The organism is Chitinophaga terrae (ex Kim and Jung 2007), assembly GCF_900107795.1.
GTDB lineage: Bacteria > Bacteroidota > Bacteroidia > Chitinophagales > Chitinophagaceae > Chitinophaga > Chitinophaga terrae.
Map to the genome: position 1 here is coordinate 21,092 of NZ_FNRL01000021.1, position 11,947 is coordinate 33,038.

General features: G+C 43.1%; 13 protein-coding genes. 8 read left to right on the plus strand and 5 right to left on the minus strand.

Annotated elements, in window-relative coordinates; genetic code table 11:
• Positions 1 to 29: 29 nt before the first annotated feature.
• Complete coding sequence (locus BLV62_RS19735; protein ID WP_225889593.1) at positions 30 to 3,233, minus strand: SusC/RagA family TonB-linked outer membrane protein; 3,204 nt, start codon at positions 3,231 to 3,233, stop codon at positions 30 to 32.
• A gap of 577 nt (positions 3,234 to 3,810) precedes the next feature.
• The gene (locus BLV62_RS19740) at positions 3,811 to 4,914 is read right to left on the minus strand and encodes a glycoside hydrolase family 88/105 protein (RefSeq protein WP_089763697.1); all 1,104 of its coding nucleotides are present in this window, start codon (positions 4,912 to 4,914) and stop codon (positions 3,811 to 3,813) included.
• 460 nt (positions 4,915 to 5,374) lie between these two features.
• On the opposite strand from BLV62_RS19740, the gene BLV62_RS19745 reads away from it, so the two are divergent.
• Positions 5,375 to 6,127, plus strand: a complete 753-nt coding sequence (locus tag BLV62_RS19745; protein WP_089763698.1) for a hypothetical protein — start codon at positions 5,375 to 5,377, stop codon at positions 6,125 to 6,127.
• A 424-nt stretch (positions 6,128 to 6,551) separates the two neighbouring features.
• Here BLV62_RS19745 and BLV62_RS19750 read toward each other — a convergent pair whose 3' ends face one another.
• Positions 6,552 to 6,881: a winged helix-turn-helix domain-containing protein gene (locus BLV62_RS19750; RefSeq protein ID WP_089763699.1), complete on the minus strand. Its 330-nt coding sequence runs from the start codon at positions 6,879 to 6,881 to the stop codon at positions 6,552 to 6,554.
• A gap of 1,059 nt (positions 6,882 to 7,940) precedes the next feature.
• Between BLV62_RS19750 and BLV62_RS19755 the strand changes: the two genes are divergently transcribed.
• From BLV62_RS19755 to BLV62_RS19785, 7 genes are all read left to right on the plus strand, one after another.
• On the plus strand, positions 7,941 to 8,348 hold the full coding sequence (locus tag BLV62_RS19755) for a hypothetical protein (RefSeq protein WP_089763700.1): 408 nt from the start codon (positions 7,941 to 7,943) through the stop codon (positions 8,346 to 8,348).
• Positions 8,349 to 8,351: 3 nt separating this feature from the next.
• The gene (locus BLV62_RS19760; RefSeq protein ID WP_026773202.1) at positions 8,352 to 8,798 is read left to right on the plus strand and encodes a hypothetical protein; all 447 of its coding nucleotides are present in this window, start codon (positions 8,352 to 8,354) and stop codon (positions 8,796 to 8,798) included.
• A 54-nt stretch (positions 8,799 to 8,852) separates the two neighbouring features.
• Positions 8,853 to 9,044: a hypothetical protein gene (locus tag BLV62_RS19765; protein WP_026769743.1), complete on the plus strand. Its 192-nt coding sequence runs from the start codon at positions 8,853 to 8,855 to the stop codon at positions 9,042 to 9,044.
• 86 nt (positions 9,045 to 9,130) lie between these two features.
• Positions 9,131 to 9,403 carry a hypothetical protein gene (locus tag BLV62_RS19770; protein WP_026769742.1) on the plus strand — a complete coding sequence of 91 codons (273 nt, stop codon included), beginning with the start codon at positions 9,131 to 9,133 and terminating at the stop codon, positions 9,401 to 9,403.
• 161 nt (positions 9,404 to 9,564) lie between these two features.
• On the plus strand, positions 9,565 to 9,855 hold the full coding sequence (locus BLV62_RS19775; RefSeq protein WP_026773203.1) for a helix-turn-helix domain-containing protein: 291 nt from the start codon (positions 9,565 to 9,567) through the stop codon (positions 9,853 to 9,855).
• Between the two features lie 2 nt (positions 9,856 to 9,857).
• Entirely contained in the window at positions 9,858 to 10,145 is a 288-nt protein-coding gene (locus BLV62_RS19780; protein ID WP_026773204.1) for a helix-turn-helix domain-containing protein, read from the plus strand.
• Positions 10,146 to 10,420: 275 nt separating this feature from the next.
• Positions 10,421 to 10,855, plus strand: coding sequence for a response regulator (locus BLV62_RS19785; protein ID WP_026773205.1), 435 nt, complete (start codon positions 10,421 to 10,423; stop codon positions 10,853 to 10,855).
• Positions 10,856 to 10,932: 77 nt separating this feature from the next.
• Here BLV62_RS19785 and BLV62_RS19790 read toward each other — a convergent pair whose 3' ends face one another.
• Entirely contained in the window at positions 10,933 to 11,367 is a 435-nt protein-coding gene (locus BLV62_RS19790; RefSeq protein WP_037326507.1) for a DUF3872 domain-containing protein, read from the minus strand.
• 11 nt (positions 11,368 to 11,378) lie between these two features.
• Positions 11,379 to 11,936, minus strand: coding sequence for a conjugal transfer protein TraO (locus tag BLV62_RS19795; RefSeq protein WP_026773207.1), 558 nt, complete (start codon positions 11,934 to 11,936; stop codon positions 11,379 to 11,381).
• Positions 11,937 to 11,947 lie beyond the last annotated feature (11 nt).

Sequence of the window (11,947 nt, forward strand, 5' to 3'; positions counted from 1 at the left end):
GGTTTAACCACGTATCATCCAACAGGATCTTAGAACGTCACGTTCAATCCAAGTGTGTAAATCCTTGGTGCGATATCACCGGTTTCTATATCCCAGTAATCCCAGTGTTTATCTTTCTTCCAGACTGCCAGGTTGCGAACCGTAGCATAGACTTTCAGGTTTTCAATTCCTGCGCGCGAAATCAGCTTGTGCGGCAGTGCATAACCGAGCGTTACGTTATCGAGCCTGATAAAAGAACGATCGAATACCCTGTTGGGGGCAGCGACCCCGGAAGGTCCTCTTGCATCCAGCCGCCCGAAGAAATCACTCGGGTGTTCAAGCGTCCAATAATCCTTTTTATATGTATTCGCATTATATGTAACCAACGAAACGCTGTTATCCTGGTTCAGGTAAGAAGTACTCAGGCTTTTATTGCCCCAGTAAGAATAAATATTGAAAGAGAAGTTGAAATTCTTATAGGTAAAATCATTCCGCAACGACCACATAACAGGCGGCGTGGTTTGGCCGAGGAATTCCTTGTCTTTGTTATTGTAAACCGGCGTTGTAGTTCCGTCGGCATTTTTGATATCGTCTGCCGTATAATTATTAGCCACTTTAGGATCGCCGGGCCGCTGCCCATATTTCGCAGCTTCCGCTGCTTCGTCTACCTGCCAGATGCCCGTTACGCGGTAGTTCCAGATAGCGCTGATCGGTTTGCCGATAAACCATCCATTGGAAATATCATCAGATTCTTTTGACGATATTACATTCCCGTTAGCATCCAATACATCTTCGTACCGGTAATACAGGTGCTTCACCGTATTTTTATATTTCGAAAACCCGAAAGTAGTATTCCAGCTGAAGTTGGAGGTTTTGATATTCTGCGTGTTGACCGAAATTTCGAATCCTTTGTTCTCCACTTCCCCTAAATTGGTAGTGATGCTGGTAAATCCTGAAAAGTCGGGCAGCGACTGGCTCATGATCATATCTGTAGTAGGCATATAATAATAATCGAGCGTTGTGGTGATCCGGTTATTTAAGAAAGCCAGATCCAGCCCGATATTATACGCCGTCGTTTTCTCCCATTGCAAATGCGGGTTAGCCATGCGATCGATCCTCAGATAGTAATACTGCACATAATTGCCGCTTGCATCTACGTAGCCCTGTGTGGTTGCGCCGTTTGCAAGATTGGCCAGCGCGATATACGGATTAGCCAGCGACCTGTTCCCGTTCTGGCCGTACGACAAACGCAGTTTACCGTTGCTCAGCGGGCTCCAATTAAAAAATCTTTCATTGGTAAATGTCCAGGCCAGCGCTGCTGAAAAGAAGGTCGCACGGGGATTGGAAGTACCGAAAGCAGAATAGCCGTCGCGGCGTACTGAAGCCGTTAACATATACCGGTCATCGTACGAATAAAACAAGCGGGCCAGCATACCATCGGCAGTTTCATGAGAATCGTCGGTATTGAAACTGCTGTAAAGCGGGTCGCCCGTCCCGGTTTCATGGAATCCCAGCGCATCGCTTGGCAGGATATTGCGAGCATTAATAACATCGCTCCAATAACGCCTCTCTTCTGCTTCCTGGACCAGGGTTACACTCAGTTTATGTTTATCTGCAAAGGTCTGTTCCCAGCTGAGGGTATTGTTCAGGGACCAGTCGAAACGTTTGCCCCAGTTCCTGTCTACTCCCCGGTTAATTGGCAGCCAATCCGGATGCTCGGCCGATTCGAAATACCGGTTATAGTACCATTGATACCTTGGAGAAACGTTAAAGGAGTATTTGATATTAAAAGGGAGCTTTACTTTGGCAGAAACGATAGTGTTCAGAACAGTATAGCCTCTTTCAAGTTTCATATACTGTTTATTGAAATCAAAATTATATCCTTTGCTGGCTGTCATTTCGTCGCCCATTGGATGCACTTCCAGGTTTCCATTCTCATCCCTGTAGGCGGCAAAAGGGCTGTTATTAATGATCTGTGAGCCCCAGTTAACCGCGATATTACCGTCGGACCTGTCCTGGAAATTCACATTGGCGCTGATATCCAGCCAATCGGTGACCTTGCCGTCCACTTTCAGGTTAGACCGTACTGCCCTGTAGTTATCGCCCACAACCACTCCCTGGTTAGACAGGTAGCCGGCAGACAAATAATAGTTTATTTTATCACTGGCGCCGGATACGCTGAGGTTATAATCCTGGTTAAAACCTTTACGGAAGCTGTGGTCATACCAATCGAAGGATTTACCTTTCAGGTAATTGTCTAATGTTGTGAATTGAAGACCTAAACGTTTGGCCCATATTTCGTTATCGCTTGCCTCAGGCGTATTGGTTGAATAGGCCCTCCATTCGTCGAGGGTGATACCGTATTTATTCAGCATTTCATCAGTTGGTCTTTCATAATATCCCGGTTTGCCTGCGGTTGCCGATTCTGATATATAAGGTTCATAGGCGCCTGTTGCTGAATTGACGCCGTAGGTAGCAGCCGTGTACCAGTCCTGCCGGTATTGCATATAACCTTCGGGGCCAAAAACCCTCCGGTTTGCCGCCATATCGGAGAGGCCAAAATTGGTTGTCAGGTTGATGGTAGGCTTTCCTTTTTTTCCCTTCTTTGTAGTGATGATCAATACTCCATTAGCAGATTTTGCCCCGTAAATTGCGGCCGCCGATGCGTCTTTAAGGATATCTATCTGTTCGATGTCATCAGGATTGATTTCAGACAATTCTCCATAAAAGATCATACCGTCCAGTATCAGTAATGGATCATTATGGCCGCCATCTGTATAAACAGAACGCTGGCCCCTGATCCGTATGGTACCTCCTCCTTTGGCGGAAGGGTCAAAACCTACGCTTACGCCGGGCGTTCCCCGTATGATATCCTGTACAGTTTTAGGATTTTCGTCTGCAATTTTATTGGGTCGGATAGAAGTTATTGCCCCTGTAAGGTCCTTTTTCTTCATGGTACCATACCCGATAACGACCACGTTATTCAGATCGTTGGTCGCCTGTTGCAGTACAATGATCAAAGGCTTTCCATTTGGCATTACCTCCCTGCTGATATAGCTTACGTGCGAGGCCCTGAGCGGCACGCCTTTACCCGCCTGGATGCTGAAATTCCCGGAGGCATCTGTTTTTGCAATCACTGTTGTTCCCTTAGCGGCAATTGTAACATCGGCAATTCCGTTGCCAAGGGAGTCAGTAACCCTGCCGGTTATAGTTTGTTGCTGTGCATGGGCAAAAAAGGGAAATAGCAAAAACAATAAGGCCCCAAATAGTTTGGGTACGCGCCTCTTATACAAAGAAGAGGTAGGGCTTTTCTTTGTTTTTGTACAATTTTTCTCCATAATGATCAGTTAGTTATCGCGGTGAAATTTATTGGTTTATACTCGTCCTGGCATTGTTGAACGTGGAGTCATAACAATGATGATAAACACCTCTGTTGAGGTTCATGGTTGCAGCGGCAATGCTTGCAATGCAGCACCGCCAATGCTTTTCTATGATTCGTCTTAGGGAGTAGTATTTGAGCTTCTCATAAGTGGAATATTCATTGACGAGAAACCGGAAGCCCTATCTATACCCAATACAGTATGGCAATAGGCCAGCAGCTAACTACACACCTGATCTACGTGGTCTGTTTCGTGGATAATCATTCATCTTAATATTGTAGTACGAAGTAAAAATTCTTTTCCCGTACGTTTTATTCAACTTTTTGTCGAATCGTTCCAAAAACCGGGAGGTAAAGGGGGATTTAAACCAGGTCGCAGGTAAAGGGAACCGTTGGCGCTACCAGCCTTACAAGAAGGCTATAGCACCAACGGTTATATCAAGCTATTCAACCTATTTTTCTAAAAGTGCCGTGGCGCACCACAGGTAGGGCGCCTGGCCGTGAAGGTCGCCGGCATTACGCGGGCGGTCGTGGTAATACTGTTTATCATTCTTTTTGCCAGTGCCAACACAAACTTCGGTCACATTATTACGCTCATCGATGTAGGAAACCATAGTGTTCCATGCTTTTTGCGCAGCCGGCGCATATTCAGCGGCATCCAGCCATCCTTGTTTGACGCCTGCAATAAAAGCATAGGTAAACATAGCTGTACCGGATGTTTCAGGCCAGAACTCCGGTTCATTGATAAGCTGGTTCCACATGCCGTTAGGTCTTTGGTGTTCTTTCAGGCTTTTCATCATAGTAAGATAGCCTTGCATGATACGTGCGCGATCTTTGTGGTCTTTAGGCAGTTCACGAAGCAGATCGGGCATGCCTACCGCCATCCAACCTGCGCCTCTTGCCCAGTAGTATGGTACATCCGGAGCGTGGTAGAAAAGACCGTTAGGTCGTTGCAGCTCATCAAGGTAATGTACCATTTCCTTTGCCGCCCTATCGATATATTTGCGATCGCCGGTTACTTTATAGGCTTCGATCTGCACAACGGTGATCATATACATATCGTCGATCCATAAACGGGTTTGCCAGGAATACCCTTTATCAGCCCAGGCTTTTTCATCCGGTTTTGCATCCTTCGGCAGCTCCCATTGCGAATCGGCATAGGCAAGTCCCATTTTCTTATATCGCTCGTCTTTTGTTACCTGGTAGAGTTTCAGTGCAATACTGCCAAACATATTATAATCGACGTGGTTCATAGGGGGCAGTAATGGTTTTTCCCTGCCGAAGAAGGGTTCGAATTTATCCTGCAACAGTTTGATCAGCTTTTGGTCTTTTGTTTTTACAGCATAGTCCAGCGCGCCGTTCCAGCTGCAAACTTCCGCATAGTGAATATACCGTCCTGCATAGAGTTCATGCCGGCCGTCGACGAAGTGATAGGCCAATCGTTTGCCTACCTCGTCGGGCGCCGCGCCTTTGGGAAATTTGGTCAGAGGATTTTGCTGGGCAGATAGAAATTGGAAAGATATAATTGCCAGCAACGATAAAAATAATTTACTCATAACGCTTTCTAGTTGACTTATTTAAATTTTAGTGATTATGCGAGGCTAAGTACAACGGTCCCGATGCTTTCATATCCCTTAACTGTAAACGCGCTGACGCAGCTTTGAGACCGGAGTCGTGCGAAGAAAGAAAATATCTCTCTTACATTCTGTTCAGTTTTTTGTCGAATCGTTCTAAAATCAGAAAATGGGGATATGAGGATGATCAGAATAAAGCCTACTCTAACGGCTAAGCTTGCTTAGGCGAAAATCCAGGGAAAACCCGGGAAAAAAATCAATGTTTTCCGCTATTGTTCCGGTGCTCAATTTTATATTTTTTTGTATAGTATGGCCCAGTGAAAAATCTTTGGTCTATTGCTATCGTAAGGGCCAGGTACCTAATCTCAGTGCAATTGGCTGGCAAACTATTTTAAAACTGTTCAATTGTCCTGATCTTTTTTAAAGAAACTCCTGCAGAATTATGAAAAAGTTGCATTGGCTAACGCTCATACTATGCATTCTAGGCATCAATGAAGGGTATGGGCAGTATGACCCCGGAGCGACCATGATGATCGCCCAGAATAATATGCTGTATAATAACACGATCCAGTCTTTCGTGAATCAAAACATTATTAATGATCTTGCCTATGCCAACACAAAAAAGAAACCATCGGGAAATACGGCCGGGAAAGTCGGTCTGCCTCCCAATGCCAGTGTTTTCCGGATCGTACCAGACGGTCAAACGTCGATTGAGGTAAAACAGACGATCGTTGACAATTTGAAAAAGAAAAACCCCATTTCAGGGCAGAACCTTGAAAAAGCCCTGAACCAATATTCTCCGTTTCCTGCTTACATAAAACTGCTAAACTCACTGGGGCTTGATGTACAGCATAATTATGCCGATGCTTTCACAGCCTACATTCTGGGGATGTGGCGCATAGCCAATGGCCAGAGCGCCAACCCTTCCACCGCCATGATCCAGGCAGTACGCCGTCAGGTGGCGCAGACCATTCGTCCGTCTGCCTGGAACAACCGGCAAAAACAGGTGGCGGCAGAATATATGATCTATGAGCTGATCTTTGCCAATGAACCCTATGAAGGTTCGCGCAAAGCCGGGGATAAAAGGCAAATGAAACTTGATTCCGATGCCGTTCAGCAACGTTTTCTAAGCAGTAATAATATGGACCTGAGGAGTATGGTTGTTACAGATCAAGGGTTAACCAAGAAAAGATAGCGGGTAAGGGGAAAAGACTGCTTAAACAGGAAGCCTATCAGAAGGCTGTTAGGGCGAAAGGCGATAACTTTCGAGCTTATTTTAGGAGATTTATTTATTTTTTTTAATTTATTACCTGAATAATCTTCCGACAGCTGTGTTAAACCGGCCAGAGAAACAGATCGCCAAGGTTTGGGTCAAAAGTTTTATCTTCGTAGTGTGCTATGAAGAAGCTTACTCGATATACAAATATTAAAGACCTTAAGGCTGATAACGATCGACAGCAGCCTAAGCAATCTGATTCAAAATATGAATCAGATTTGATGGGATTCATTGCTCTGTTGAAACAGCATTCTTCTTCTCCAAAGAGATCTAAGCGAAATAATTCGTAAGGGATATAAGTGGTAATGGAAAGACTGCCTAAACATTAAAAGCCTCCCGACGATCACCGGACCCGTAGATCTTGATCTATATTCAGGCTATAGCCTTTTCCATGTACATTTTTGATGCTTATACTGGCGTCTTTCTGCAATTTTTTACGCAACTTGGACACATACATATCAAGGCTCCGCCCTGTGATCACCCCTTCATCTTCCCATCCTTCTTTTAGTAAGAGGTTGCGATCGATCACCTGGTTAACCTGTTTCAGAAAGATATTCAAGAGGGTTCGTTCTTTAGCCGTTAGGGAAATATTCTCTGAATCATACACTAACAGGCCTTTGGTTGGTATAAACTGGTAGTTGCCGATAGAAATAGCATCCAAAGGCTTAAACATTTCGCGGAGAGTCAGGGAAGTCGAACCACCGGAACCTGTTACAGTTAAAATCGTTTGCGCAAAGACTACCCAAAACAAAAAAGCCTCCGGACTTCATCCAAACGCTCCAACATTTTGCGGAGGGTCAGGGATTTGTACCCCCGGACCTGTTACAGTTAAAATCGTTTGCGCAAAGACTACCCAAAACAAAACATAATCCAAACGCTTCCAACATTTTGCGGAGAGTCAGGGAGGCCAACCACCGGACCTGTTACAGTCAAAATCGTTAGCGCAAAGACTACCCAAAACAAAAAAGCCTCCGGACTTCATCCGAAGGCTTCCAACATTTTGCGGGCTGAAAGGGATTACAGTCGAACACCTTATACCGCTTTTAACCTTTTTAGATGAAGTAAAATGATATTTATTTGTTTAAAAATCAACTAATTACAATAAAATACGCAATAATTAAACGTACAGTAAGCAGGATTTAATCATCCTGCTTTTTTATTTCCATATTTTTTACCTCAAAGCACATTTAATATCCTCCGCGCACATCCTTTCCCTTAAAAGAGCTTTGTCGGGTTTTGCCGATAAAGACTATTGAAAAATGCCCACCCACATCCTTTGCAATCATTTTCCAATATCCTTTATGTGGCTTTCGCAGCCACACGCATCAAAAACGATTTTTAGAAATTCAGTGAGTTAGAAGTAAAATTTCTACCCCATTTAGAACCATTTATACAATGCAATTTTTATGGCTTCCACCCATGTTTTTTTATCCAAGAAGCCAGTATGCTTTATTGTTCCGTTTCAAGAGCAAAGGTATTTCCGTGTTCTTAACGGCGACAAAAGGTCATGCAAGTTTGAAAAAAAATCTCCACCCTTTGGGTAGTATTTTTTCCCAAAACCTTGTGTCGCCTAAACACTAACCTTTTATGCTCGTGAAACGAAACATAGCATACTCCGGCTCCTTAGACGAATAAAAAAAATGTCAGACATGAAAATTAAAAGCATTGGAAATGGTAAAGAAACGAAACAGCACCTCCCCACCATACCGAATAAATCAAAAAAATAAATACAATGAAAGCATTAAACAAAATGGACAATTTGGATAAAGGAACACTACTTAGCAAACTGTTCCCCGAAGAATTACAGAACATTCAAAACGCAATAGAAAAGCAATGTGACTACTTTCAGCAAAATGAAATCGCCTTTCGTGAGGGCTGGTATCAAAAGGGATTTTTTACAGCAGAATTTTGGTACAGGCTTGTAGAGAATGCACACAAGGCAATCGGAAAAAACGACCGCCAATTATGGAAACGCCCAAGCTGGTTTGCCGACCATCTTTTTGACGGACACAATTCACTTTTTGCTGTACACTGCCTTCTTGAGTATGCAGACACCGAAGACTGTAACCCCGATTTAAAACAGGCAATACATCTGCTTTTCGGAAATGAAAAACTATTACAAATCACCTCAAATAAATAAGCGATGAAAAATAAAATCTCATACAGTATTGAAACCCTGCTATTTGGTATAGAGAACCCCAAAGGTGCTATTGAGCAGGTATTGTTTGCCAACAAAATGGCAGAACATGAAGGTATGCCACATTGCAATCGTCTTGCAAAATTAACATTCACAGACCCCACCGTTAACAGGGCTTTGCCCGGTGCAGTTCCTTTAGATGAAACGCTTATACTCGGTTATGAGGGTTGGAGCGATAGCTCACTGCATCTATGTATAAGAAGCGGACGAAGTGCGTGCAAAATTGCAACAGGCAGTTTTCCAAATCGTGAAATAGAGATATACGACGATTACCGACACGCAATTCTACTCCGTAAACTTTCTGACAAAGACATACAGGAAATTTTCAACTATGTATGGGATAATATGGAGTTAATACAGCCCAATCCCAACCCCATAAAGGAAGATTGGTAATAATAACCACAGGCGACCGCCTGTTATGGCGGTTGCCTGTTAAAATCAAAGACAATGAAAATAAGAGATAAAAAAGGAGAATGGATTGAAGTTACAGACCTCAAAAAAGCCATTCAGCAAGCAGGCTGGTATAAAGAATATCAGCACGACCCGCCAACAGAAAGCGACAAAGAACGACAGGCTTATTGGGCTGACATACATGAGAAATTGTTATCGTTAAAAGCGAAACAGTCCTGTAATACTTAGGTCGTTTCATACAATCACCCACGTTTATATTTTGTATTTTTGTTTATAACGGATTGGATAATTTTTATTAAATTAAACAGTGAATTATGGTATCATCATTAGTCATAGGAATAATATTTTTGGTAGCAGGCTTGGCATTGCGTTATTGGATTAACCGCAGGAAGTTTTACAGAAGAAGCCCCACCGGAGCGGAAGGGTTTTCCAGCTATGAAAAATCAGTTGCTATTAAATTTATCGAACGTGTAGGTAAATGGATAGCCTATGCTTTGATTATTTTCGGGTTGCTATCGTTATGGGTATATTCAAGAGAGAAAAAGGAAAAGACATCCCAAAATATAGAGGTGCAAAAGCCCCGATAAATAACCCCCACAATCTTATAACGGTACAGGTCTTTACAGGCTTGTGCCGTTTTCTTTTGCGCCAAACCGTACCACTCAAAGCCAAACACACCCGCATTTAGAATACGCTTAACAACCTTTCCTAATTTCCATTTCTGACGTGAAAATGAGAGGAAAGGATTATGGAAGTAATAGCAATACCGAAGTCTGTTCTTAAAGAACTGACCACAGAGCTGGACGAGCTGCTACAGCTTGCCACTGATGCAAGCAAAGCGTATGTAGGAATTTTTAATGGGGAACGGTGGCTCGATAATCAGGAGGTATGCCTCATGTTGGGCATTACCAAACGTACCCTGCAATCATACAAAGACAAAGGGTTTTTGCCTTTTTCAAAACTGAACCGAAAGAATTACTACAAATTATCGGAAGTACAGCGTTTGCTTGCTCCCGATGAACAAACCGCAAACAAATGAGTATGGAACTTTTTGATAGCGATGCGGAAGAAATAGCCTACTACAAAAGCAAGTTTGAAGAACTCCGCACCCGGCTGGAATTAATATTGAACAACTACCGCCCCGTAATGAACGGTGAAATTTATTTGTCGGGTGAAGACCTGTGTAAGCTATTACATATCAGTAAACGCACCTTACAACAGTACAGAGATGACAATATCCTGCCTTATGTGCAGATTGGCGGCAAAATCATCTTCAGGCAATCTGATATATTAGAAATATTGGAACGTAATTACATTAACAAATCGTAAGCACGTAGAAAGGTAAATGATTGGTTGTGTAAAAGAGGCAACATTGTTATCTTTGCTATGTAAAATATAGAAAATACTTAAAGTGTTTTTGCTTTAGGTCTCGACATTAGAAACTGGTAATTTTTAAATTCTCCGAGGCAATAAGTAAGAACGCTCATGCTATGGCGTGGGCGCTCGCTTATTCGGAGAGAGGCGTACCAGTGCCTTAATGTCGATAAGTGTGGTTGCCTACGCTTCTTTTTTGTGCAGGCATCCGCAATTAAAAAACGGATATTATGGACACTGCAAAAGAAAACAAAAATGCAATTCGGGTAGCAGTCATTGACGACAATGTGCAACTCCGAGATATGTCAGCAAAGCAACTTAAAAACTCCGGCTTTACGTTGTTGTTTGAGGCGAGTAACGAACAACAAGCACTCGAAAGAATATCGACCGATGGTCTGCCCGATGTTTGTATCGTAGAGGAAGATTTTGTAACAGCTAAATTGTTGCTCGAAAGACATCCCGATTTGAATGTATTAATGTCAAGTACGAACGATGACGAGGACAGTGTTACAGAAATGCTGGAAACGGGAGTATCGGGCTATGTACTGAAATACGCCGACCCTGATGAGATTGTAACTGCTGTAAAAGCATTAGGCAGTAGCAAAAAATATTTTAGCGTGGGGGTTAGCAATATAGCAACAGAGTATTTTGCAAAGCTGTCATAACTCATTTTACAAAACAAAAAGTCGCCCGACTTTTTGTGGTCGGACGACTTCTATTTTTCGATTGACACAATCACTTCCTAATCCTTATTATTAAACTGAAAACTCACCTGTTTTTCATTCCCAAAATTGTCGCTTATCCAAATATCAAACGACTGTGATACGGCAGACTGTGAAGTGTAGTACAGCCGGAACTGTGTAGCGGGAAGCTGATACAAATCATTCGGCATATACGGCGGTTCGTTGTAATACCGCAATGTGCCTTGCCCGTCATATTGAAAATAGCGGATAAAGTATTTTGCATCGTTGAAATTACCGCTCCGTTCAACCGTTACCCTTATTTCAACGGTCTGCCCGTTCGACACATCTCCCGGAACGGGCATCACCTTTACCTCAAACGGATAGTTCTGCTGTATGTCGAGTTCATCCTTATTGCAGGATGACAATATGGTGCAACTGGTAATGACCAGGAGAAACAGCCACAAAAAATTGTTTCTATTCAAAAATCGTTTCATTGTTGTTCTTTTTAAAAGTTAAACCTTAGCCCAACGCCTGCCGATGGGCGGAATTGTTTTAAATCCGTACCCCATAAAACTTTGGTACGACCTTGCAGGAGCAGCACAAACCTGTCAGACAAATAGGTTTCAAAGGACAAACGCCCTCCGGCTCCGTAAACAAAATGGTCTTTGTCGAGGATTTTAGAGCCATCGTACAGCGTTGCTTCGTTCCGGTTAATGGTTTCATACCCGGCAACAGCACTAAGCCCTGCATTTAGCGTTACTGTCTTTCTCGCATCACCTAAAAGCTGGAGAGCGAAACCCATTTCACCCGTGTAGGTTTCCAGCGGTATCTGTAACGTCCTGTAATCGGCGAATTGGTGGGTATATTCTGCACCCCATATCCAGTAATTTCCGCCCCTGCTGTTTACGGTCATGGTCAAATTCAAGAAGTAATTGTCCTTTACTTCTTTAGACAACAATCCGGCGTTTACTTCCAGTCCTTTTTGTCCGGGTGTCATTCTTTGTGCCTGTGTAGCTGTAATGCTCAACACCGCAAGCATCACGGTAAAAATGTATTTTATCATTGTTCTTTTAC